Origin of the sequence: Kaistella yananensis (assembly GCF_026107505.2) — a bacterium.
GTDB lineage: Bacteria > Bacteroidota > Bacteroidia > Flavobacteriales > Weeksellaceae > Kaistella > Kaistella yananensis.
Map to the genome: position 1 here is coordinate 92,579 of NZ_JAPCHZ010000005.1, position 24,222 is coordinate 116,800.

Sequence of the window (24,222 nt, forward strand, 5' to 3'; positions counted from 1 at the left end):
TGGCTCCCCTACTCTTTTTTAACACTAGATTAAGATTGATTAAGCATCTCAGCAATAATCTCCACGGCTCTTTCCCTACTCAGGATATTTCCGAATTCCCTTAAAGAATCATCATCGGTGTATACACCGTTTCTGTCATTCCAGCACAGCCAGTCGATCAGTTCAGACCTTGACCATGAAGTCAGTTGGTTTTGCAGTTCATCACCCTTCAGTTCCATGATCCTGTAGTAAGGATGACTCCGTTTTTGCTGTTCACTCAGATAGGTATTCATAACTTAACTATTTAATGGTTATTGAGTTCAGTATTTTGGTAATAATATTGATAGATTTCAGATTATCAATATTTTATATATCAAATATAAGAAATACTCACCAGATTTGCACTATGATGAACACCTAAATCATCATCAGATACCATCGAAACCTGTCAGGATATAATCCGGGAAGAATTCCTGAACTTTTTCCGCGATACCGAACAACTCAATCAGCTGACCCCGGAGGACAGAACTGAAATTTTCAGAACGGTATTACTGGGAAGCTCTGATCTGACCAAAGTTTTACTGAATGAAATTCTAAGGGATTATTCCGTTGAACAGCTGGAAGTCATCGATTTTGATTCTTCACTGCGCTATGCTTCATTCAGAAATCAAAGATTACCACGTAGCCAATAAGAGCGATGTATTGAGTCCGAAATCTGTCATTCTGAACGGAATGCAATGGAGTGAAGAATCTGTATTCTAACTTGAAATTCTTGTGAACTTCATTCGTAATCATCAGTGGAACCTGCGTTTTCACCCCCCGCTGCCGCACGATTGTATCGTGTGGCCTTAAAACATTTCCCCCCTTCTTAAACTAAATAAAAATCACGGTACTACCGTCCTTCTACCGAAAAATATCCCTCAGGATTTCCAAACTTTTTTCAGTAACCAAACGGAAATAATAAAACCATGGATCATGGGAATCTGGATATACCCCAAAGATCCAGGATGTAATGAATCTGAAATCTGTCATTCAGAACGGAATGCAATGGAGTGAAGAATCTGTTTTCTAACTTGAAAATTTTGTGAACTTCGTTCGTAACCAAATCGTTCCTGCAGTGACTTGCTGTTCCCACAGGTCCTCCGCTGTTCAGAAACCGGTAATTTTCAGACCTCATCATCATACTCCAACTCAGTGTTTTCAGAAAATATTTTGGTCTCCAGCGTTTTCACCAAAGTTTCGATCTGTGCATCATCATCATGTATCCCATTTTTAAACCGTTTCGGAACATTATGAATGATACCTTTACACCCATCAGCATTTTCCGAATTCAGAACCTGTTCGATAATCATCATTTTCGCATCAGAGTCAAGTTCTTTAAATTCTTTATGGCTGATTTTTCTTTTCATAATAAGACTGTTGAATGAATTAAAAATGGGGCAAAAAATATCTCGTTTTCTTCATATCGCACGTAACGGCGAAGTTGTTTCGGCAGCCGCAAATCATTCTTATTCATGCTCCACCAATTGAAAACGAATCTTCACTTAGAAATCCTGCAACTGTTTTATAAAAATACAATATTTTCATCATCCTCTGTTTATGGTTTTCCATAATTTTTATGACGAAACCGGCGGAGGTTTCATTTGAAGCTGAGTGAGTAGGAAGCACTAACTGCAATTATTATAACTTTCGCAGAATGCCTCCCACTTTGCCAAAGTAATACCGTCATGAAAAGTATGATACCCACCTACGAGAAACTCCGCTACGGCATCTCGTGATTTTCATAGAATAGGTTGGTGCTGTTTTTGAAGTAAAATCGCAAATAGGGTTTCTCAGTTTACATGGTCAGCATTCTTTAAAATTTGATTAACAGGTTATTAGCATTCCTGTTTTTTAAAAATGGGACAACAAAATACAGAAAATCTGTTTTAATCCTATTATTTTAATTAAATTTGTATAGTGAAACAAACGGTCGACATATCGAATATTTTTCCCAAATATCTTTTTTGGGATATGGATTTTAGGAAACTCAGTCCTCAAAGGGACAAGGATATTATTATTCCAAGAGCGTTGTATGCTACCACCAGTGATTCATTTGAAGAGGATATTGAAAGGTTGGAAAGCCTTTACACCAAAAAGGAAATCCTTAATCACCTTAAAAATACCAGGGAGTTGATCAGCAATGAAGTTTGTGAACTGGTTTCTAAAAGATATCACACCACTCCATTTGTACGGGTCAAAAAGAGATGAATGCCGTAAGTGAAGAATTAAGAAAAACCATTCTTGAGTTACAAAACTTTTATTCTGTATCGAAGTTTGCTTTAGGTGGAGGTACTAATCTCGCCATGCGCTATCAGCATCGCATTTCCATTGATATTGATTTCATTTCTCCTTATATGATCGGAAAGAAAGGTTTCGAAAAAATTATTTCGGAGTTACATAAACATTTCGGAAGTAGCGTAATGAAATCTATTCTTATTAATTTAGAACTGGGAGAGCAGTATGTATTTTTGCGCACATTCATTACCGCAGAAAAAGAAATAATAAAAGTCGAATTTCTTCAGAATATGAAGTGCTTATATAAGCCCGAAATTGTTGACGGAATTAGAATGATTCACAAAAACGACATTGGTCTTTTCAAGTTGATGAGTGCTACCAATCGTTTTGCGAAGAAAGACATTTATGATTTGGATTTTATTACCGCCCAAATACCATTGACCGATCTGTATCATCAGCTTTCGGAAAAAAGAGACAGATACCACCTGCCTGAGCATCAATCTCTGTTTGATTTAGATATTGAAAAACATGTTTTAGAACATCCTGATTTACTTTTGGAATTTGATGAACCTCAAAAATTCAAATCCCACCTTCCCTCACATACCCACGACAGGATTGACATTATTGAAGGCGGGAAAAGTTGGATAGAAGCAAGGTCGAGCTGGCGATTGAAAGTACGCAGATTATTTTCGGATTTAGGAAAAGATTTTCCTAATCCACAAGGGAGAACACAATGAATCTGATTACGCATATACCAGAACTGAAATTTTCAGAATGGTTTTACTGGGAAGCTCTGATCTGACAGAAGATTTATTGAATGAAATTCTGAGGGATTATTCCGTTGAACAGCTGGAAGTCATCGATTTTGATTCTTCACTGCGCTATGCTACATTCAGAAATCGAAGATTCACCTTAGTCAATGACAGGGATGTTTTAGTCTGAAATCTGTCATTCAGAACGAAATGCAATGGAGTGAAGAATCTGTTTTTTAACTTGAATATTTTGTATAATTCGTTCGTAATCATCAGTGGAATTACGGTGTAAAAACCCGCAATGAGTAAAAACCTCGAGATTTTAAAAAAATCTCGAGGTTTTTACTTATCTTTGAATTCTATAGCTATTACAAAAATAATGATTGAACCGGCACCTCAGATAGAAAAAACGGACCAGACAATACCGCTTATGGTTAAGTTTCAGATGAATGGAAGTCTGCAGAAAATACAGGATGATTATTTATACTGGGATAAAATAAAATATAAAGCCAAAGACTGCACCCCTTTGGAACTTTGGAGTGCAATAAAGTTAGACAGATTGTTAAAAAGTAAAACCGTGAAATTTCATTCGTATCCCTTTCATTATGTTATAACAGATTATATTCAAAAATCATTACATCAGTTTGACATGCATATCGGTGGAACACTGGGAAGCAACATTGGTATTGCAGAAACTGACAAGACTAAGTTCATGATCAGCTCTATCATGGAAGAAGCTATTTCCAGCAGCCAAATGGAAGGCGCCAGCACAACAAGAAAAAAGGCTAAAGAAATGATTCAGCAGGAGAAAAAGCCGAGAAACAAATCTGAACAGATGATTTTGAACAATTTTATGACCATGAAATATATTGTTCAGCACAAAAGTGAAGATTTAACAGTAGAAAATTTATTATATATTCATCATCTCATTACAAATAAGACCTTAGAAGATTCTGAAGATGAGGGTGCATTCAGAGAAAATGATGATGTACATGTAGTAAATCATATTGACAGTGAAATTGTACATACCCCACCTTTACAATCTGATCTTAGAATACTCATCAATGATTTATGCCTGTTTTTTAATACGGATGGTGAAGAGTTTATCCATCCCATAATTAAAGGCTGCATTATTCATTTTATGATTGGCTGGATACATCCTTTTACAGATGGAAATGGTCGCACTGCGAGGGCTGTATTTTATTGGTATATGCTTAAAAAAGGGTATTGGTTAACGGAATATCTGTCGATCTCCAGAATTATCAAAGATACCAAATCCCAATATGAGAAAGCGTACTTATACACAGAAACTGATGAAAATGATCTGACTTATTTCATAACCTATCATCTTAAGACAATGGACAAATCATTTGTCGCATTAAAAGAGTATATCAGTCATAAGCAGAAAGAAGTGTTTCAGGCCGCGAAGTTTATGAAAATACCGGGAGTGAATGACAGAATGGCACAAATATTAAAAATTATTCACGATGATCAGGATAGAATTCTGAACACTAAAGAAATGGAAGCAAGATTTAATATATCAAATTATACGGCAAGAACCGACTTAAAATCATTAGTGGAATTAGGTTTTTTAGAAATCATCCAAGTAAACAAGCAGAAACAAAACTTTATAAAAGCTGCTGCTTTTGAAAACACCTTAAAAAGGTATAAATTGTAATACAGGAAACATCTTTCAAAAAAATCACGGTACTACAGTCCTCCTACCGAAAGATATCGATTGGAATTTCAAAACTTTTTTCAGTAAACAAACGTAAATCATAAAATCCTGGATCACGGGAGTCTGCATATACCCCAAAGATCCAGGATGTAATGAGTCTGAAATCTGTCATTCAGAACGGAATGCAATGAAGTGAAGAATCTGTTTTTTAACTTGAAATTCTTGTGAACTTTGTTCGAAATCATCAGTGGAACCTGCGTTTTCTCCTCGATAATGCTATGCTTCATTCAGAAATCAAAAAGTAGACGTAGTCAATGAGAACGATATATTGAGTCTGAAATCTGTCATTCAGAACGGAATGTAATGAAGTGAAGAATCTGTTTTTTAACTTGAAAATTTTGTGAACCCCGCTCTCCGAAGTCTCACAACTTCGGTGTTTTATTTTGGAATTGTAGTTTTTTGTTTTTCGTAAAAAAGCATGATATTCGAAGACTTGTACTGATGCGAACGAATAACCACCCCACCGGCTCGCGTAGAGAACCGGCACCCCTCCATAGGAGGGGAATATCACGTTCTATTATAAAAGACAGAACAAAGAAATATCAGGATACTTTTCGAATAATACCCGAAAACGGTAATATAAATTTTTAGAAAAAATAACCGTACGTCCTTTCTTATTACTCTCCCCCAAAAGAAAATCCGCACATTCCCTGTCATTGCCAGGAAGCATGACGAAGCAACATAGGGGTGGCCTTACGGCTTGCCGTAAGGTCGGGGTGGTTTTTAGCGGGTGTAAAGCCAAAGTTTCTTCTTATACCTCCCTCCAAAAGAAGAACCGCATATTCCCTGTCATTGCGACACGTCACAGGCGGGAAGCAACCAGGGGTGTCATCCGCCCTGGCGGAGGACGGGGTGGTTTAAGCACAAAAAACATCCAAGAGGTTTAATGCCCTGTTCAGATAACATGGGATTCAGTTCTTTCCAAAAAAAAGAGCAGGAATAAATTTCCCTGCTCTTTTTAAATGCGGTAATCGGTTACAGCGCCGGTTTAAATCTCATCATCACGATGTCTCCCGTCAGTAATTCGAGTTTTCCGTCGGCCACCCTGTAACGGTCGATCTGTTTCATGGTTTTGCGGAAAACAGCTTCCCCATCACCACAATACATCATCGTTGAAAGTTGAGGATCAGCAAAAGAGATCATGTCTCCCTTTAGGGCAAACCGGGTAGCATACCCGTTGCAGCCACTGTTACCGGTGATCATATCCGACCCGGCGGTAAACTGAATTTTAGGTTTCATGTCCGGAAATAATCCCTCAAACGTAATCCGTGGTCCGGTGATGTATTCGAGTTCCCACGCATTGGCATATAATTTCTGATCTTTCACGACCGTATTAGCAGTGCAGGACATCACAATGAATGACAGGATTCCGAGGAGTAATAAAAATTGCTTTTTCATAAAAGTTAATGGTACATTGATTTTCATAAGCTCCCTCACGCAATAACCATGCTAAACTCCTGAATCCGGTGGCTGAGGCTCTCGAAGCCCTCCACCTTTGAGCACCTCAGGCATGTGCTGGAAAATTGAAGTGATAAACCCCCACCTAGGAGTCATTTAGGTAAAGAATCCGTCATAGACGGATCGCCGATTCAGACAAAACGATATGAATGATGAGGCAAAAATTGAATTTCTTCCCAACCTGCCTTCTCACTAATCACTAATAAAAATTTCCACTGTTTGAGTGGCGGCAAAAATCTTCATACACATAAACCACCTTCTTTCCGCCCGAAACCTAACGAAGTGGTTCAACGACCGAAGAGAGTCAAACCCCTTGCGGTTCAACGACCGAAGAGACTTAATTTTGGAAACCTAACGGAGGGGTTCAACGACCCTAGGGAGTTAATTTCTTAGAAATAATTGCAATTTTTTAGCAATCCGCCATTGCGGATCGCCGATTCCAGTAAAACAATAACAGAGATGAGGCAAAAAGATCCAGTCTTGAAACTGAATGTTCGACGATTCAAATGTACTTACTTAATAAAGGAGTCATTTTTTTGTTTACTTTTTGTATCAAGACAAACCGTTGAAAACGGTTCGCTGCTTCCATTGAAAAAATACAAAAGAATAAAGCAAAAAGTAAAATAACTATCCAGTCTTGAAACCGAAAGTTCGACGACTCAAATGAACTCACTTAAAAAAATAGTCATTTGAAATCGAAAATTCGCCGATAGTAAAGCTTCTTTAATCTTCAGGTAATCTATACTCAATTCCCAGGAATCAGTCATTCGTCCACACCTCCATCACTTCAATCCCAAACCCTTCCCCACCCGTCATCATCACCCTTTTACCCGCCACAGTCTCCTCAAAAGATACCCTGACCACCGCAAACAGCACTCCGCTGCCTTCAGGCAGTGCTCCCAGAGCAATTTCAAAAGACGCATCAGGAGATTCACGGTCAATAACAACGGGATTACTGATCACCTGTTGATAGGCCAGCGATTCAAAATCGAACCGCACCACACCAACGGTCACCTGCATACGGGATGCAGCCGCCGGAAAGCCGGCTTGATGAACATTAAAGTCATGCACACTGAAAGTCAGCGTTTCCCGGTCAAACACATAGTGACAGTAAAAAAGCGCTGATTTTTGCGGCGTAAAAACAAAATCCTTAAGAAGTGCTTGCCCTTCAGGTGAGGAAATCCCCTGATGGACAGAACGTTTTCCCCGCTCAGAACATAGGTCTGCATCTTTAATTTTTAAAAAAAGCTGCATCAGTCTGCGGTGCAGCGTACCGTCCCGGTATCCGGAACGAAAAGGCTTTACCGCCGTTTTAAAAGCCCGGTTCACTTTCGAACAGCCCGCAAACTCAGTATAACCTTCTTTCACCCGCTCCATGTTCCGGCCTTTCAGGATGCGCTCACGGGTAAAGCCGCCACCTGCGGTTCGTGCCAGAGCCTCACCCTCCCGGATATAATAGTTAACACCATCATACGTACCTGTCACCACAATGGGACCAATTTGCTTTGCCATAAGAATATGTTTTTTAGACGAAATCAGTTCTTCAAGATCCCTTATCCCCACAGATTCCGGAATGGCTTACAGGATAGGCATCACGCCTTTAAAAGAAGATGACTTCATGCGGTTAAAAAAAATCTGACAAGCCAAATTACGCATTTTATAAACATAACCAAAAGATGATCAAACAGTTGACCACCCGAGCACCGTAAAGCATCCCGGATAATCTCTGTCGGAAGATAAGACCCCACGACAGAAAAAAAATTCCGGAATCGGAGTGGAAGCAGAAATCACTGCCGCTGCTATACTGTTCAACTTTTTTAAAAACACACAAGTATCATGAATAAGACCTCAAAATCACAAAAATTAATCATAAGATAAATGTTGAAGACATTAAGTGTTTAAAGGCAGTCTCCTCCCACTCTCATTAATAGCCTGTTGTAGTTTATGCCGACTTTGCCAGCCGCCCTGCTGCCGGCAAATTCTTTATCAACCAATAGAATGAACCTATTCACTGCCCCTGGTCGTGAGATCATGAGAACAGTTTGGAAAAAATTGGAGTGGATTTCTGACCCCACGGTCGGTTGACTCCTGCAAATATAACTTTGGCAGAAACCCTTCCATTTTGACAAAGTGATAACTACCCTGAAAAGTGTTTTTCTCAACAACTTTGGAACAGTTTTTAGTGCAGATTTAAACAGGCTGCAAAGCCGTTTCACTTTTTACCCCTAACCTTTAAACAACAGCACTATGGAAATCAATATTAACGGTTTTGAATATCACCGAGACGAAGTTCTGGAAGCTTTAAAAAACAAAGGCTACCTCATTTTTAAACAGAAATTCCTGAGCAGAAAGCAAATCAGAGACGCTGACACCGAAGAAAACGAAATCTATGCCTTAAAAGGACAGGATTTACCCAGCGAAAGCACGAAGTGGCACCACGTGGCGTGTCGCGAATTTAAAAAATTAGTCGCGAAACCGCCGCTCCAGTAATCTTCACTTAGTTTGGTGCAGGCATCATTGGATGAACATTCAGTAAATGTGAAATCGCTTTTCCAGAACGAAAATAGCATACAATTTTTGTTATCCCTCCCTACCAAATATATCGCAATATTACCCTGTAATTGCAAAGAAGCATGACGAAGCAACCTATCGGTGGCCGTGCGGCTATGCCGGAAGGACGGGGTGGTTTTTGTGTGGGATAAAACCGATCCGCGTAGCAATCCGCCATACAAAAAATTCCCACACGAAGTTCGCGGCAATGAAACTTCTCAACCTTCACTGTTAAAGTAAAGATGAAAGAGTTACTTTCCGATGACCACAGTATTAAAAAGAAAAACTTTGGGATGTGATCGATTGATCATTACCAGCCCGAAATCAGTCATCTGAAGCGCAAAATCTAATAGTTTGGCCCCCTGATATTTTATCTGCATATTTGGAATTGTGGAAAAAACACCTGAAAAAATACAGATATGAAAACTGTAATTTGTACAGGCTACGGCCCATAGGAATTTTTGGTCTTGGAAGAAATGAATAAACCTGTCACAGGCGACCAGGAAATTCTTGTCAGGATCATGTTAACCGCGGTAAACTCACTGACCGGCATATTTATACTTTTGGGCCGGAAGTACAGTGAGATTGACAAGAAAAATCACCAGAAGGAGTTTTAAGAGTTTCATAGTTATATAATTTTTTATTGATGGATAACGATACCTAGAGGGTCACACCGCTGAGGATTATTTACAGACCGGGACAAAACTCTGAAAATTGCGGAAATAATAAAATACCACTTTAGAGGTATAAAAATGAAAATTTATTACATTTATCGCATAACTGTTAAAATATGACGCACAATAATGAGGATGCTGTTGAAAAAACATCCCCTATTGACGGTCTGGAATCGTCATCCCGGTTTTCTGCAGAGTAAAACCGAAATGTACAGACTCCCCTCCATTGAAAAAATTATTGCAGAACTCTTCTCCGTGGGAGCGTATTACTACTACACACTTCAGCTCAAATCAAGTACACTGAGTAATCATCATCCTAATATTCTGAAAACGCATAGTTTCACAGAGTTTCCCCGGCATTTGGGGGACATTTTCGACCTCATTCATCGGATGACCTGACCTTTGTACAGGAAGCAGAACTCATGACACTGGAAAAGATGAGCGAAATCGGGTTCGAACACATGATGCAGCTTAAAGCGGCCTACTGCTTCCGCATGCGCGTGGAATCGGGTGGTTACGAGATGTTTTACCACCAGTCGCTCCCCACGCTCAAATCTGAAAGCGGGGAATTGCTTGAAGCAGTAAACATCCACACCAACATACATCATATAACACCCCGCAACAATTATCATGTGGTGGTCTCAGGAATTGGTGAGCGGCGCAATTTCCATAAGATGCAGTGGAACGGGCGTAAAACAGTAGGGCCCGATGCGCTGATCCTCTCCAAAAGGGAGGTGGAAATAATTGAAAACCGGAGCAATTTCTGAAAAACTGCACATTTCTAACCACACCGTGAAGACCCATAGGAGAAATATGCTTCAGAAAACCCAGTGCAAGAACAGTTCAGAATTGATTTCACTGGCTTTTCTGCAGGGATATCTTTAGCGGAATCAAAACGTGCAGTTCAGATTTCCGGATAGGGTGAATCAATGCCGTTGCTCTGCAACAACCCTAACCTTAAACCTCAACCATAACCTCAACCTATTTCGCTGCCCTCCTGTAAATTTCAATCGTATCAACTTTCAGCCTGGCTTTCAACCAGTTCTGCAGCGTTTTGGTCTGCTCATCACTAAGCGCATTCCCGCTTTCATACATGGCGACGGGAATCACGGATGCGCTGTCGCTGTCGGAAAGAATTTCCTGCTTTGATGCTGAAAGTGATTGAAGCTGCGGAATGATGGCTTTGGCTTCGCTGTAAAGATTATCTGTCTGGAATACGTATTTATCCATTTTCGCATTGAGTTCTGCTGCCACCTTGGAAACATCGTTTGCCACTTCATTATTCTGAATTTTCGAAGCCTGGGCAAGAAAAGCGCTGTCCTGCCGGATCACGAGGCGGGTATCTGTAATTCCGAATGCAGCCAGTTTTCTTTCTTCGTCCCTGATCTGCTCCGATGTAAATTTACGGGTAAGAAAAGCAAGTTCTATACGCCTGGGACTGGTGTTATAGAAAGTCTTTCGGTACACAATGGTATTTCCCTTATCCTCAAACTCTTTGGTGATGAAATTGGAGACCTGTTCATAAAATCTTTGCTGCTCTAAGAAACGGTAGGCAAAATAAACGCTGGGAATAATCATTAATAGCGTGACAACGGTAATCCAGGTTCTGACCCTGGATTCCTTTTTTTTATCTACAAATTCGGCAGCAGGATATTTTAAATATTTTACAATGATGAAGGTGGCAATACAGATAAAAACACAGTTAATGGCATAAAGAAACATGGCGCCGGCAAAATAAGCCAATTCACCGGTTGCCAGACCATATCCTGCAGTGCAGAGTGGCGGCATCAAAGCGGTCGCAATGGCGACTCCGGGAATCGGATTTCCTTTTTCAACCCTGGTTACGGCGATCACTCCCACCAGACCACCAAAGAAAGCAATGAGCACATCGTAGATATTCGGCGCGGTCCTGGCCAGAATTTCAGACTGGGCTTCTTTGAAAGGGGTCAGCAGAAAATATAGCGAGGACACCAGCAGACCTACCAGCGTAGAAATAAGCAGGTTTTTCAGCGATTTCCTCAGGAGCGCGGAGTCATAGATGCCCAATGCAAAGCCCGCCCCTACAATAGGTCCCATCAGCGGAGAAATCAACATCGCACCAATGACAACAGCGGTGGAATTTACATTAAGCCCAATGGAAGCCACCATGATGGCACACGCGAGAATCCAGAAATTGGAACCCGAAAAAGAAATGCTGTTGCGTACATTTTCCAGGACTTTTTCTTTGCGCTCTTCGCCGTTGTGGAGGTTAAAAAGTTTGTTCATATCAACAGTGAAATATCCGCAAATTTAATTCATTATTCTTTATACCATTTGAGTTCCTGAATATTTGCAGGCATAGAGATGCCAGTGGAGAGCAAATTGATTTTTACCTGATCGATCATTTCGCTGCGGATCATCAGGGCATCCCGGCGGTAATCTTCCGCGTCTACCCAAAAAAACACTTTGATGTTGACTGCATTGGTGGCAAGCTCGTCGGTAAGCACGAAAGGCTCATGGTCGGGGTCCCGCAAAGCCAGACGGTGTTTTTTAATGGTCTCTAAAATAATATTTTTAGCGCTGTCGATATCATTTTCATAGGCAATACCCACCATAAACTCCATACGGAAAAAGCCGTCTTCGGTGAAATTGAATACGGGCTTTCGGATGACATCACTGTTCGGGATATACACCACTTTACCGTCGAAAGTTTTAAGTTTGGTGTATCGGAATTCCATTGCTTTCACCTTACCGAAAATATCACCGATGCTTACCGTATCATCCAGATTAAAAGGCCTGTTAAAGGAAAGGATGATCCCTGATATAAAATTCTCGCCAACATCTTTAAAGGCGAAACCCAGAATTACCGCAGAAGCCCCTGCCGCCGTTAAAAGTCCGGTGGCGATACCGTCCAGTCCTGCAATTCTTAGGGCAAACATAATAACGACCGTTATAAAAACAAGTTTAATGGCTTTCACCAGAAAATTGGTCATCAGTGGGTCTCTGGATTTACCTCTGATCGTGTTACGGGCAAGATCTTATATTTTATTGGCTACGAAAGTTCCAATGGCAATGATGAGTATGGCCATCAGGATTTCGGGCACCCGGTCTATAAAACTGTTCCAGCTTTCCTGAAAGGATTGTAAAAGTTTGTTGGTTTCCATATTTCTTTTTATCGTACCGCAATGAAGGGATTAATCAGTGATACCATGCCCTTGAAGAACTGATGGTTTCTGTCACATGATTACTCCCGCGCCAAACCTACGCAAACTGCCTGCCATACTTCATGGTGAATGCAGGCATCCGGAGGCCACTGGACCTGAAGTCAATTCATCAGCTCCGGCAGCCCCCGGTCCGGTCACTTTTTTATGGACGTACCTTCCCGTTTCTTACATTGTGTTCCTTTGGTTTTTCCGCTTCGATATGGGTTAGGGTAATAAGTCCAAAGGAATCAAAATTTGAATCCACTTTCGTTGAAATCCCCGTATGTCTTAATTTGAGACTTTCGGGCTTTTGTCGGTAAAACAGGTCTGTTCTGCTTTTTGAATGGTGTGTTGAACTGTTATTTTTCATAAATATTGATATTAATTATTAATCGAATTTTTTCTGTACGTATCTGGCGTAAGACCGGTACTTTTCTTAAAATATTTTCCGAAGTGCGAATTGTCTGTAAATCCCAGTTCCAGAGAGATCTGTCGTACCGAGAGATCCGAATGCGACAGGAGTCTTTTTGCTTCTAGTATGACCCGGTTTCGAATGACAGTCCCTGCAGGTTTCCCAAGTGACTCCTTTACAAGGGAATTCAGGTAATTTGCCGTTATCGACAGCTCGTGGGCGTAATCACTTGTTGTTTTAAGTTCCCGGAAATTCACATTCACCAGTTTCTTGAACGCATCAACCAGCATACTTTTGTGGTCGGTCCTGCTGCTTGCCGGGTTGGAATTTTCCGCTATGCGCTCCATTTTTAAAACACAGGTCTTCAGCAAAAGACAGGTCACCTCTTCCGAAAACTTTTCAGATTTTTTAAACTCATGTTCAATATGCCCGCAGACGGAGAGCCAGGAAGAGAAATCTTCTTCCTCTATATCAACGTAGGTAGGCAGGTTTTCCAGCGCCGTGTCACTCCTAATGTCACTGTTACCGGTATAAATAAGGTTATAAAACGACTTTGAAAACAGAATGATTTTCCCGTGGATTGGCCCGTCTAACTTCCAGGAATGAATCTGGTCATAATTGATGAAGAACAGCCGCCTGGGTTTGATTTCGTACTCTTCAAAATCTATAATATGCGAACCAACGCCATCAACAGTGAGCACAAAGGTATAAAAGTCGTGCCGGTGTGATTTTGTAAGATGTTCCGCATCCTTCAGAAACTGTTCAAAGGAGTAAAAATTGAAATCTACCACATGCTGGGGAGTCTTCTTGATGTTCTTTATGGAGTATTTCCTTGGAGGACTGGTGTTTTTCATCGGTATCATACACTTAGGATGCAAAGATAAAATATACCATAAAATAAATAATGGTATATTTTACCGCTACCGTGTGATGATTTATTTAATATGATGAAAAAATATGAAGATCGGAGATGTTTTTATTGGATTTAGGCAGGATTTAATTGCTCACGACCGGTTTTTCCGGTTTTCTTTTCTACATAGTCGGAATTCATCAGACTCAGCAAACCCATATAATTGATATTGAACGTTATAAAATCCCCCACCTTATAATTCCGGTGGGCATCTTCAATATCCAGCACCAGCATATCCGAACTGCCGCCTACAATTTTCAGGGATTCATCTATGGGCTTCAAATCCTTAAGATTCATTTCAAGAAGCCCTACATCAATAATAGCCCGTTTGCTGGTGGAATTTTTCGGTTCAACGCTGAAGTCTTTCTTTTCACCGGTAAGGTTATAGCCTAACTTCCCTTCCGGAATATTGGGTTTTTCTTTAATTTCAATAATCTCAGCATGAAGTTTAAATACATCCTGGCACATTCCTTCAATATCAGAATGATCATAAACATTGGTTCCAAAAAACAACGTTTCGCCCACCCGGAAATGGTTGATATACTCCGGCATTTCCCCGCTCATAATAAGCGGGATAGCCACTGAGGCACCCCCGGAGATATAAGCAATGTCTATCCCGAACATCTTTTCAACCTCGTTCCGGCATTCGTACAGTTCTTTCATTTTCCCGTAATCTGGGAGCACGCCATTCATACACGTTAAATTTGTGCCAATTCCAACAATTTTAATACTCGGAAGATCTTTTACCTTAGCAAAAAAATCCAGCAGACGCTCCCTCACCACACCTTCGCGCAACTCGCCCATCTCGATCATAATCACGGTTTTATGTACGGTATTAATCGAAACCGCTTTCTGCGATATTAGCTTGAGCGTATTGATTTCCGTATTAAAGCTTACGTCAGCATAGCTTAGAATATCCTCAACAAAAGTTAAAGGAACAGGTTTTATATAAACGGTCTGTGAATTTGGAGAAAGCACCTTAATTTTTTCAAGGTTGGATATTCTGGAATCACAGAATTCGTCGATAGGCAGCGACAACACTTCTTTCAGGAAGGTTTCATTCCCGCAAAGCACCTTTGTGACAACACTCCACTCGATATTGTTTTCTGAAAAAAGTTTCTGCAGAAAATTGAAATTTTGTATAAGTTTATCTCTATTTAATGTTACAATCGACATTTATCTTACTTTACAAGTCTCATTTCCAGATATTTTGAAGTGAAGCCCAATTTTTCGTAAAGTTTCCTCGCCGGATTATCCGGTTCACAGTGCAGGGCGATACTTCCTTCGCAAAGGTTTACCACTTCTTCCATCAGCATTTTGCCAATGCCCTTACCCCTGTAATCATGATGGGTAGCAATATAAACCAGAATATTCTCGGGAATATATCCCGACATTCCGGTTTTGTTGACGACCACCGCACCGGTGACCACATCATCGTGCTGTGCCACCAGAAGATACCCGCCTTTGCTCCCTGACGTATCTGAAACATAATCCAGAGCCAGCGAAATATCCTCATAAGAATCGCCGTACTGCTGTAGATGCTCCTTCAGAAACAAAGCGATTTCATTTCTGTAGGACTGTGGGATAAGGGTGTTTGAAAATTTTATAATTTGCATTGTGTATTTTTAAGTTAAACCGGGAATATAGGATAAGGAATCGTAACATATTGTATCAGGGCATCTTCAGGCTTTTTCTTTCGGTAAAATAATACCGGTATATGAGATTTATAGATAACATTTTCGGTAAAATTATTTTGAAAGATCTTTGTCAGTGGTTTTTCGGTTGTAACATTTACCGCAACCAAATCCGCGTCGCAGCTTTTACAGGCCTGAAGAATCCGGTCTTCCGCATTTTCATCAATTAATACGTCCTGCAGGACATATTCTACGTTCTGTCGGGCAAGTTTTACTTTCAGAAATTTTATGGTATTATTAACCGACAGTAATGAATTGTTTATTTTACCGGTAGCGATGCCTAGAAGACTGATTTTTGATTTATTACGCTTTGCAATAGGTAAAACAGACTGTAATTTAGAAAGTACGCCTTCGGTATCCCTTACAGGATACAGCATTTGCTGGAATTCGTGTTTCGTACAGCTGTACGGAACCGAAATTACAGGAACAAAAGTATTAGTAATAATTTCGTATGCGTTGGAACTGATAAATCCCGGACGTTTCTTTGGATAATCTACTCAAAAAACAATAAGGTCTGCAGACTTTTCCGAGGCATATTCGGTGACACTTTGCGCAACCGAACCCACTGTGGCGTAGGTTTCGACATGTTTACAACCACCATTTTCCAGTTTATTTTTTACCTGAGCCAGTAGATTTTCTGAGTTATCCAGCAGCGCATTTCCATGATAATAAAACTTGCCGCTGCCTGCAGTACCTGTACCCAACAAACTGTACTTTATAACATTGATTAAATAAATATTTGCTGAATGCCTTTTCGCAATAGCCATTGCAGCCTTCAGAAAGTTTACATTATTTTTTGTGAAGTCTATAGGAATCACAATATCCTTAATTTCATTCGTCATCTTCATTATTTTACTTTGCAAAGATAAATGATACCACGCCGAATGAATGGTAAGAAAACTTTTGCTCGTGGTATATCTCAGGGTAAAACGTCATGTTCCAGAGATTAGCTTAATCATGAACCTCAATCTGCAAATCCCCAAGGCCTTTAGTATGATACATAATATTTTTTAACATTAAAAAAATATCATCATAAACACCGTTAAAATAATCTCCGTATACACAGTACTGATGCTTGCCTCCTGTTCCAAAATTGATAATTCACAGAGAACCGCGCCGGCAGACTACGCGGAAACCGAACGCCAGTTGATACAGAACCGTGAGCATGATTCTCTTATGAGCGACAGCATCAACGCTTCCACTGCCATGCCACCACAACAGAAGACGGAGCAGAATCAGAACCAGTTTTGCCTAAATAAACAGTCACAAAATACGGATTCTTTGCGCTAAACACATGCAAGAATCCCCGGAATATTTCCCAGGGATTAAAGAATTATAAATTCTGAAATTATTGGCTCACTTTATCGAGCAGTTGCATATCGGCTGAATCTAAATTCAGGGATGAACTTGAGAGAATTTCAGTTAACTGTTCTTTGGAAGTGGCGCTGGCAATGGGTCCGCCGATATTGGGCTGGGCAGATAACCATGCCAGGGCAACAGCAGCCGGAACGCTGTGATGTTTTGCTGCGATTTGGTCTAAAGCTTTTAAAATATTCAGACCATGTTCGTTGAGATATTTTTCAGCGCCCTGTCCACGCGGGCTTTTGCTAAAGTCATCCTCTGACCGATATTTTCCGGTTAAAAATCCTGAGGCTAACGCATAATACGGAAGAACCGTAAGTCCGTGTTCTGCAACAATCGGAGCGTAATCGGTTTCGTAACCTTTTCTTTCCACCAAATTATACAGCGGCTGCAAAGCCTGATATTTTGCCAGATTGTTTTTATCAGAAAACTCCAAAGATTCTTTAAGACGTTCCGGTGAAATATTGGAAACCCCAATCTCTTTTACCTTTCCCGATTTTACCAGTTCGTCAAAAGCGCTTAAAGTTTCTTCTACAGGTGTTGTACCATCATCAAAATGTAGATAGTAAAGATCGATATAGTCCGTTTGAAGTCTTTTGAGCGATTTTTCCACGGTTTCCAGGATGTGATTTCGGCTGGCGTCGATTCCATGCTCGCCGGTCTCGCCACCAACTTTTGTGGCAAGAATAATTTGATCGCGGTTACCTCTGGCTTTCATCCATTTGCCGATGATGGTTTCTGATTCTCCGCCGCCACCTCCGTTGATCCAGTAGGAATACATATCGGCGGTGTCGATGAAATTATAGCAGGCTTCTACATACGCATCAAGTATTTCAAAAGATTTTTCTTCGTCGAGGGTCCATCCGAAAACATTACCGCCTAAACTGAAAGGTGCTACTCCACTAATGTTTTCGCCAATTCTTATTTTTTTCATTTTCCTTTTCGATTTTAATTAATATGCTGCGGTAAATCTCTGGTGATGATGTTTCGGATGCTGGGCTTCGTCAATAAGAACTACGGCCACATCTTCTGCTGAAAGTTTTGATACGTTATTTTCATCAACAACAGGATGATCTTTACCCAAGCGGTATTTCCCGGTTCTTCCTGTGGTAATGCCAGGATGCATTTCGATTGCCGGACTGAAAAATGCCCAGTCGAGCTCTTTTTCTTCTTTCAGAATATTCAGATAATCTCTTGCAGCCAATGCTCCGGGCTTAATCTCTTCCGGAAAGCCTTCCGTATCTACTAACTGCTGGTTTTCTGCGGTATAGAGACTTCCAGCTCCGCCAATTACAATCAGCCTTTTTACTCCGGCTCGTTTTGAAGCCTCCTGAATGGCCCTGGAACCTGCAAGAAAGTCATCGTAAATATTAGGATTAGTCCATCCTGCGTTGTATGCACTAATGACTGTATCGTGACCTTTCAGTACTTCCGAAAGTTCATCCACATTGTTTACATCCACTGAAACTTTGTTTATGTTTCCGGGTTCAGTTTTCTCAGCATTTCTTGCAATGGCAGTTACCTGCAGGCCTCTATCGGCAGCTTCTTTCACTAATTTGGAACCCACAAATCCGGTGGCTCCGATAATCGCTATTTTCATATGGTACTATTTTTAAAATGTAACATTTTTTGTTACATTACTATGTAAATTTTTTTACTGAAACTGGTCTACAAATTCCTGCAAGGTTTTATTACTGAGGGATTCGATAACAATTCGGTCGGTTTCTTCGAAGAGTTTTTCCAGTTCTTTATTGATTTCTTTCCCTACAACACATTTGGTATCGTTACAGGTATTTTTCTTTCCGAGCACATTTGAATTTTTCACGGCATTAAAAATATCCGCCATTGAAATTTTAGTGCTTGAGATGTTAAGCATCGTTCCGCCTTCCTTGCCTTTTTTACTCACAATCCAGCCCATTTGATGCAAAACAGCAAGCTCTTTCCGGACAATCACGGGATTGATGGTAATGCTTTCGGCAATCCACTCAGAGCTCAGCCACTGGCCGGGAAATTTCGCCAGCAGGGTAAGAATATGAATCACGGTTGCAAATCTGGTATTGTTCATGATGCAAAGATACAGCTCTTTTTAATTGTAGCCAAAACTGTTACAGTTAAATTTTCATAAAAACTTTGGCAATTAAATATCGAAGGAAGAAGCTTTCGACTTCAAAATTTTTTCAATAATTCCTAGTTAAAAATATCATTAAACCATTTTAAAAATGTTGAAATGTCTCTACTTGCCGATACAAAACTTAGAAAAAATATTCCCCAAAACCTCATCATTTGTAAATTCTCCGGAAATTTCGCCGAGATATTCCAGAGCGTTTCGGAGTTCATACGCGAGAAGTTCAGTAGTAATTTTCGCATTTACAGCCTCTTCCACTGCTTTCACAGCATTGAGGGATTTCTGTAAAGCTTCGTAATGGCGCTGGTTGGTGATAACAACATTTTCATCCGTCTTCAGATTATCAACGAAGTGCGTGAGGAGATTCTTAAGTTCATCCAGATTAAGGTTTTTTTTGGCTGAAACAGTAAGTGTTTTGAGGTTTTCATTCCCCGTAAGACGCTTGATATCTTCAAAAAGTGAATGTTTTGTAACCAAATGTTCATCTATCTTCGTAAAACAGATGATAGTTTCCAGATCTTCCCGCAAGAGTTCCTTCAGCATTGCCACATCTTCAGAAATATCTTGCGAAGCCACATCGATCAGATAAATAAGGACATCCGCTTTGTCCGACTTTTCTTTCGCTTTCACAACGCCAATTTTTTCGATTTCATCGGTAGTTTCGCGTAAACCTGCGGTATCGATAAGCCGGAAGGAATTCCCTTTGATATGTATCACTTCTTCAATCGTATCGCGCGTGGTTCCGGCAATATCGCTCACAATCGCCCGTTCTTCTTTTAGAAGCGCATTGAGAAGGGTAGATTTGCCCGCGTTCGGTTTCCCGAGGATGGCTACTGCTACTCCATTTTTTACTGCGTTTCCGTACTGAAAACTTTCGATGAGGGCATTCAGTTTGTCTTCAATTTTATGGAGAAGTTGGGTTAAAGCCGTTCTGTCGGCAAACTCCACATCTTCTTCGGCGAAATCGAGTTCCAGTTCAATTAAGGAAACAAAATTCAGCAGATCGGTTCTGAGGACTGATATTTCATTGGTAATTCCTCCTTTCAGTTGATTAAGCGCCACTTTTCTGGAAGCTTCATTTTCTGAAGCGATAAGGTCGGCAATGGATTCGGCCTGCGACAGGTCGATACGTCCGTTCATAAAAGCACGCATCGTAAACTCACCGGCTTTGGCCATCCTTGCGCCGTTTTTAAGCAGAACTTCCAGGATTTTCTTGCCGATATAAGGCGAGCCGTGGAATGAAATTTCCACAGAATTTTCGGTGGTAAAGGTTTTGGGTGCCAGAAATACAGAAACCATTACTTCATCCACCGTTTCATCGCTGTCTTTGATGAAACCGTAATGAACCGTGTGAGATTTGGCTTTTTCAAGGTTCTTCCCTTCAAAAACTTTGTTCACGATGCCCACTGCATCATCACCCGAAAGGCGGATGATGCCGAGCGCACCCATTCCGTTGGCTGTGGCTAAAGCACAAATTGTGTCGTTGTACATGCTGCAAAATTACGGAATAATTCCTGTTTTCAGGAGCAAGAGGTTTCGGGCTTTATTCGGAGACCTGTCCCGCTATCCGCTTTATCTTTTTATGCAGCAGCAAATCCGGCGCTATAAAAAGGATGTCGCTACTATCGGGGCTATAACTAAGTATATCTTTTTTAACAACCTCCGAAGTTTTTCTTTCAAATAATTTGTGACTGAAACGCATAAAAAAAGTGCAGAAAACTGCACTTTTTATCTTATAATTAAGAGGTTTTAAAGCGGTTTTACCTGCTCGAGGAACCATTCTTTCATCTCACCTTCCAGATCATTTTCAAGTTTTACCCTGCACCATTCGTGGTAGCTGTTTAGCCAGTCTTTTTCAGGCTGCGTAAGCAAGGATGTTGCAATCACATTTCTGTCGAACGGACAGATCGTTAAAGTCTCAAATTCATAGAAAGTACCGAATTCAGTGGTTTTACTTTCCTTTACTGCGATAAGATTTTCGTGACGGATTCCGTAATGATTTTCCCAGTAAAAACCAGGCTCATTGGAAAGCACCATTCCCGGAATCAGTTCCTGGAAATTCATGTCTTTGCGGATGTTTTGCGGACCTTCGTGTACGTTCATGAAACTTCCCACACCGTGGCCGGTTCCATGGTTGTAATCTTTGGCTTCGTTCCAGAGTGCAAGTCTTGCAAACGCATCCAGCTGAACGCCGCGCGTGCCTTTCGGAAACTTCACCATAGAAAGCTGAATCATCCCTTTTAACGCCAAAGTACAGTTGTGTTTGAATTCATCAGATACCGCTCCTAAAGCCAAAGTTCTTGTGATATCGGTTGTTCCTTCGAGGTACTGGCCTCCTGAATCTACAAGGATTGAAGAATCATTGGTCACCGGTTTGCTGCCCTCTTTAGGAGCCGAATAGTGCATGATCGCACCATTTTCTATATAACCTACGATGCTGCCGAAACTTTCGCCCACGAAGTTTTTGCCTTCAGCACGGAAGCCTCTCAGTTTTTCACCGATGGAATATTCGGTCATTTCTTCTTTACCCGCCTGATGGGTAAGCCAATAAAGGAACTTCACCATCGCTACGCCATCGCGCTGCATTACGGTACGGAAACCTTCGAGTTCGGAGGCGTTTTTCACTGCTTTCATCAGATTACCGGGAACTGGGGCTTTGATGAACTGATTGTCAGATTTTAATGCTTCAAAAATCGACTGGTTGCTGTTGGGTGAAATAAGGACTGTTTCATTTTTAATGTTCTGAAGTTCGGTGAAGAATTCTTCGTAAGGCATCATTTTCACCAAAGATTCATCCATCTGTTTTCTGGCTTCTACTTCCAGTTTTTCAAGATCCACGAAGAGTTTAGCTTCATTTTTAGTCAGAATGATATATCCTAAAAACACAGGATTCGACTGTACGTCGCTTCCTCTTAAGTTTAAAGTCCACGCAACATCATCAAGACTGGAAATAATATGAACCGAAGCGCCGAGGCCTTCCATTTTCTGGCGGATATCTGCGAGCTTTTCTGCGACCGATTTTCCGGCTCTTTCTACCGGATGAACAAATATGGGGTTTTTCTTAGCGCCAGGATTTCTGTCGGTCCAGATTTCTTTCAGCAATGGCTGGTCTTTTAAAGTAATATTTTTCGCAGAAAGCTTTTCCTGAAGCATTTCCCAATTGGAGTTGGAAGTTGCCAGAGCATTTACTGCAACGGTTCCGTTCTGCGGAATTTCAGCGATGATCCAGTCGATATAGTGTGGCGTTTCCTCTGCACCTTCTTTCATCAGAACAATTCCGGAACCCTGGAGTTCTTTCGGTGCCTGAACAAAATATCTTCCGTCTGTCCATAATCCGGCTTTGTCCGCGGTGATTACCACAAATCCTGCCGAACCTGTAAATCCCGAAATCCAGCTGCGTTCCTGCCATTCCTCCGGGAGGTACTCGCTCATATGTGGATCTGCGGAATAAACGATAAATGCGTCGATTTGATTTTCGTGCATTTTTTGGCGTAATGCCGATATTTTTTCTGATGAGGTCATAATTTTAAAATTTGGTGTGAATTTACGAAGAAATTGAGGATTCAGAAACCCATATTTCTTAAATTTTCTTTTAAATCGAGGGAAATGAATTTAGAAAACTGATATTTCAATATAAAAAATGCACCGAATATTTCGGTGCATCCATCATCAGTTAGAAACTGATTACGTATTATTTTTTGCCTGCAGCCTGCATTGCAGCTTCTTTGGCTTTAAATTCCTGGAATTTCGCTTCTTTTTTGTTAGACATATATAAGCCTTTCAGCAAAGAAACCGCGTCGATATTATTCTGGTCGCTTTCGTACCATTTCTCAGCGTAAGGAAGTGCTGCAGCAAGTCTTGCTCTTCTTGCCTCGATAATCTTATTTGCAGCTTCTGTTTTGCCTGCTTTTTTAGCTGCATTGTAATCTTCAATCGCTTTGGCATCGTCACCCATAGTAACATAGGTAAGGTTTTGCCACGCCTGAGCGAAAGCCGGATTCAACTCTACAGCTTTTTTGTACGACTTCACTGCTTCTGCCTCTGTTGCAGGATCCTTGCTCTGAAGAACTCCCAGGTTGTACCAGTTATTGGCATCTGAAGGATTTTTTTCGGTCTGAACTTTCAGGTTTGCAATAAACTGATCCATCTTACCGGATTTGTAATAAGCAGTTCCCTGAAGTTCTGTAAGCTTGGAATTTGACGGGAATTTTTTCAATCCTTTCTCAATGAGTGCTAAAGCGTCATCATATTTTTCAGCATCTACCATCAGTGCTGCATTGGTTTCGTACAGTTCTTTTTCGATACTTGTAGAAGTTTCGCTGGTAAAATCGGAATATTCTGAAGTTGCTCCCATCTTTTTGTTAAGATCCCAGGTTACTTTGTCCAACGGCTCTACTTCACCTGATTTTTTATTCTTAGCAAAATATGTGGTTGAAACACCTGTATATCCGGAGTTGATGAGTTCATTATAAACCTCGATTGCTTCATTCTTTTTATCTGCAAGCGCATAATTTAGCCCCGAGTAATACAGATACTGTTTGTTATCCTGCCCGCCTGCTTTCAAGAGATCATAAACCTCTCTGAATTTTGGTGCTGCTGCAGCATAATTTTTTGATGTATAAGCATTCATCGCGGTTTTATTGGCAGCTTCTATAAGTGGGTTAATGGTGTTGCCAATCTTACCTGTTAAGACAGGAAGGTAAGTATCTTCTTTCAGTCCCTGAATTCCTGACTGATCTGCGGCTGCTTTACCAACATAATACACTTTGTTTTTGCTGCTGTCTTTACCGGTATATATTTTTTCTTTACCAAGTTCGCTCATTTTCGCGAGGTAAGCTGCACCTTCTGCGTTTTTACCTGACTTTAAAAGCGCCAAACCTTTTGCATAATAATACTGCTCCAGAACAGCAGGCTCAACCATATAGGTTTTACCACCCATTACTGCTTCGGCTGCAGCAATCTGCGAGTTGGTAGCCGCAACATCGCCGGCGTCAATGGCTTTCACTGCCGCCGCGATTTCCTTTTTTTGTGCAAATGCAACAGTTGCAGAAACTAATGCAATGCTGAAAAATATTTTTTTCATTATATTAATTTTAAAAAAATTGGTTT

Annotated in this window: 28 protein-coding genes; 9 read left to right on the forward strand and 19 right to left on the reverse strand. The window is 40.7% G+C overall.

Going from position 1 to position 24,222, the window contains the following annotated elements; translation table 11 throughout:
• Positions 1 to 29: 29 nt before the first annotated feature.
• On the reverse strand, positions 30 to 272 hold the full coding sequence (locus OK344_RS09625; protein ID WP_265144590.1) for a hypothetical protein: 243 nt from the start codon (positions 270 to 272) through the stop codon (positions 30 to 32).
• Between the two features lie 873 nt (positions 273 to 1,145).
• Entirely contained in the window at positions 1,146 to 1,388 is a 243-nt protein-coding gene (locus tag OK344_RS09630) for a hypothetical protein (RefSeq protein WP_265144591.1), read from the reverse strand.
• 550 nt (positions 1,389 to 1,938) lie between these two features.
• Between OK344_RS09630 and OK344_RS09635 the strand changes: the two genes are divergently transcribed.
• The 4 genes from OK344_RS09635 to OK344_RS09650 all read left to right on the forward strand — a co-directional run bounded on the left by OK344_RS09635 (position 1,939) and on the right by OK344_RS09650 (position 4,686).
• A complete protein-coding gene (locus OK344_RS09635; protein ID WP_265144592.1) occupies positions 1,939 to 2,229 on the forward strand; it encodes a DUF6922 domain-containing protein in 291 nt (96 codons plus the stop codon).
• Positions 2,226 to 2,993, forward strand: coding sequence for a nucleotidyl transferase AbiEii/AbiGii toxin family protein (locus OK344_RS09640; protein WP_265144593.1), 768 nt, complete (start codon positions 2,226 to 2,228; stop codon positions 2,991 to 2,993). Before OK344_RS09635 ends, OK344_RS09640 begins: the two co-directional genes overlap by 4 nt.
• 37 nt (positions 2,994 to 3,030) lie before the next feature.
• The gene (locus tag OK344_RS09645) at positions 3,031 to 3,198 is read left to right on the forward strand and encodes a hypothetical protein (RefSeq protein WP_265144594.1); all 168 of its coding nucleotides are present in this window, start codon (positions 3,031 to 3,033) and stop codon (positions 3,196 to 3,198) included.
• Positions 3,199 to 3,387: 189 nt separating this feature from the next.
• A complete protein-coding gene (locus tag OK344_RS09650) occupies positions 3,388 to 4,686 on the forward strand; it encodes a Fic family protein (RefSeq protein WP_265144595.1) in 1,299 nt (432 codons plus the stop codon).
• Between the two features lie 1,035 nt (positions 4,687 to 5,721).
• Here the strand turns inward: OK344_RS09650 and OK344_RS09655 are convergent.
• Both OK344_RS09655 and OK344_RS09660 read right to left on the reverse strand, forming a co-directional pair.
• Positions 5,722 to 6,144 (reverse strand): META domain-containing protein, encoded by a 423-nt coding sequence (locus tag OK344_RS09655; RefSeq protein ID WP_265144596.1) that lies wholly within the window; start codon positions 6,142 to 6,144, stop codon positions 5,722 to 5,724.
• Between the two features lie 819 nt (positions 6,145 to 6,963).
• Positions 6,964 to 7,716 (reverse strand): hypothetical protein, encoded by a 753-nt coding sequence (locus tag OK344_RS09660; RefSeq protein ID WP_265144597.1) that lies wholly within the window; start codon positions 7,714 to 7,716, stop codon positions 6,964 to 6,966.
• Positions 7,717 to 8,451: 735 nt separating this feature from the next.
• Here OK344_RS09660 and OK344_RS09665 point away from each other — a divergent pair.
• The 4 genes from OK344_RS09665 to OK344_RS13445 all read left to right on the forward strand — a co-directional run bounded on the left by OK344_RS09665 (position 8,452) and on the right by OK344_RS13445 (position 10,313).
• Positions 8,452 to 8,694: a hypothetical protein gene (locus OK344_RS09665; protein WP_265144598.1), complete on the forward strand. Its 243-nt coding sequence runs from the start codon at positions 8,452 to 8,454 to the stop codon at positions 8,692 to 8,694.
• Between the two features lie 893 nt (positions 8,695 to 9,587).
• Positions 9,588 to 9,827 carry a hypothetical protein gene (locus OK344_RS09670; RefSeq protein ID WP_265144599.1) on the forward strand — a complete coding sequence of 80 codons (240 nt, stop codon included), beginning with the start codon at positions 9,588 to 9,590 and terminating at the stop codon, positions 9,825 to 9,827.
• A gap of 23 nt (positions 9,828 to 9,850) precedes the next feature.
• Positions 9,851 to 10,195, forward strand: coding sequence for a hypothetical protein (locus OK344_RS09675; RefSeq protein ID WP_265144600.1), 345 nt, complete (start codon positions 9,851 to 9,853; stop codon positions 10,193 to 10,195).
• Positions 10,196 to 10,220: 25 nt separating this feature from the next.
• The gene (locus tag OK344_RS13445) at positions 10,221 to 10,313 is read left to right on the forward strand and encodes a helix-turn-helix domain-containing protein (protein WP_407936710.1); all 93 of its coding nucleotides are present in this window, start codon (positions 10,221 to 10,223) and stop codon (positions 10,311 to 10,313) included.
• Between the two features lie 96 nt (positions 10,314 to 10,409).
• Here the strand turns inward: OK344_RS13445 and OK344_RS09680 are convergent, their stop codons facing one another.
• The 9 genes from OK344_RS09680 to OK344_RS09720 all read right to left on the reverse strand — a co-directional run bounded on the left by OK344_RS09680 (position 10,410) and on the right by OK344_RS09720 (position 16,468).
• Positions 10,410 to 11,693, reverse strand: a complete 1,284-nt coding sequence (locus OK344_RS09680; RefSeq protein WP_265144601.1) for a TIGR00341 family protein — start codon at positions 11,691 to 11,693, stop codon at positions 10,410 to 10,412.
• 32 nt (positions 11,694 to 11,725) lie between these two features.
• Complete coding sequence (locus OK344_RS09685; RefSeq protein ID WP_265144602.1) at positions 11,726 to 12,400, reverse strand: mechanosensitive ion channel family protein; 675 nt, start codon at positions 12,398 to 12,400, stop codon at positions 11,726 to 11,728.
• 45 nt (positions 12,401 to 12,445) lie between these two features.
• Positions 12,446 to 12,571, reverse strand: coding sequence for a mechanosensitive ion channel family protein (locus OK344_RS09690; RefSeq protein ID WP_265144603.1), 126 nt, complete (start codon positions 12,569 to 12,571; stop codon positions 12,446 to 12,448).
• 202 nt (positions 12,572 to 12,773) lie between these two features.
• Complete coding sequence (locus OK344_RS09695) at positions 12,774 to 12,980, reverse strand: hypothetical protein (protein ID WP_088469023.1); 207 nt, start codon at positions 12,978 to 12,980, stop codon at positions 12,774 to 12,776.
• Positions 12,981 to 12,991: 11 nt separating this feature from the next.
• Positions 12,992 to 13,876, reverse strand: coding sequence for a helix-turn-helix domain-containing protein (locus OK344_RS09700; protein WP_265144604.1), 885 nt, complete (start codon positions 13,874 to 13,876; stop codon positions 12,992 to 12,994).
• A 131-nt stretch (positions 13,877 to 14,007) separates the two neighbouring features.
• Positions 14,008 to 15,108, reverse strand: coding sequence for an alanine racemase (locus OK344_RS09705; protein ID WP_265144605.1), 1,101 nt, complete (start codon positions 15,106 to 15,108; stop codon positions 14,008 to 14,010).
• Between the two features lie 5 nt (positions 15,109 to 15,113).
• On the reverse strand, positions 15,114 to 15,548 hold the full coding sequence (locus OK344_RS09710) for a GNAT family N-acetyltransferase (protein ID WP_265144606.1): 435 nt from the start codon (positions 15,546 to 15,548) through the stop codon (positions 15,114 to 15,116).
• A gap of 14 nt (positions 15,549 to 15,562) precedes the next feature.
• On the reverse strand, positions 15,563 to 16,003 hold the full coding sequence (locus OK344_RS09715) for a universal stress protein (RefSeq protein WP_265144607.1): 441 nt from the start codon (positions 16,001 to 16,003) through the stop codon (positions 15,563 to 15,565).
• A 120-nt stretch (positions 16,004 to 16,123) separates the two neighbouring features.
• Complete coding sequence (locus OK344_RS09720) at positions 16,124 to 16,468, reverse strand: universal stress protein (protein WP_265144608.1); 345 nt, start codon at positions 16,466 to 16,468, stop codon at positions 16,124 to 16,126.
• A gap of 229 nt (positions 16,469 to 16,697) precedes the next feature.
• Between OK344_RS09720 and OK344_RS09725 the strand changes: the two genes are divergently transcribed.
• On the forward strand, positions 16,698 to 16,916 hold the full coding sequence (locus OK344_RS09725; protein ID WP_265144609.1) for a hypothetical protein: 219 nt from the start codon (positions 16,698 to 16,700) through the stop codon (positions 16,914 to 16,916).
• Positions 16,917 to 16,974: 58 nt separating this feature from the next.
• On the opposite strand, the gene OK344_RS09730 is transcribed toward OK344_RS09725, so the two are convergent.
• From OK344_RS09730 to OK344_RS09755, 6 genes are all read right to left on the reverse strand, one after another.
• Positions 16,975 to 17,922 (reverse strand): aldo/keto reductase, encoded by a 948-nt coding sequence (locus OK344_RS09730; RefSeq protein ID WP_265144610.1) that lies wholly within the window; start codon positions 17,920 to 17,922, stop codon positions 16,975 to 16,977.
• An 18-nt stretch (positions 17,923 to 17,940) separates the two neighbouring features.
• Entirely contained in the window at positions 17,941 to 18,588 is a 648-nt protein-coding gene (locus tag OK344_RS09735) for an NAD(P)-dependent oxidoreductase (RefSeq protein WP_265144611.1), read from the reverse strand.
• 54 nt (positions 18,589 to 18,642) lie between these two features.
• Positions 18,643 to 19,053, reverse strand: a complete 411-nt coding sequence (locus tag OK344_RS09740; RefSeq protein WP_265144612.1) for an Rrf2 family transcriptional regulator — start codon at positions 19,051 to 19,053, stop codon at positions 18,643 to 18,645.
• Positions 19,054 to 19,221: 168 nt separating this feature from the next.
• Positions 19,222 to 20,604: a tRNA uridine-5-carboxymethylaminomethyl(34) synthesis GTPase MnmE gene (mnmE, locus tag OK344_RS09745; RefSeq protein ID WP_265144613.1), complete on the reverse strand. Its 1,383-nt coding sequence runs from the start codon at positions 20,602 to 20,604 to the stop codon at positions 19,222 to 19,224.
• 258 nt (positions 20,605 to 20,862) lie between these two features.
• Complete coding sequence (locus tag OK344_RS09750) at positions 20,863 to 22,635, reverse strand: aminopeptidase P family protein (protein ID WP_265144614.1); 1,773 nt, start codon at positions 22,633 to 22,635, stop codon at positions 20,863 to 20,865.
• A 169-nt stretch (positions 22,636 to 22,804) separates the two neighbouring features.
• Positions 22,805 to 24,196 (reverse strand): tetratricopeptide repeat protein, encoded by a 1,392-nt coding sequence (locus OK344_RS09755; RefSeq protein WP_265144615.1) that lies wholly within the window; start codon positions 24,194 to 24,196, stop codon positions 22,805 to 22,807.
• Positions 24,197 to 24,222: the final 26 nt, after the last annotated feature.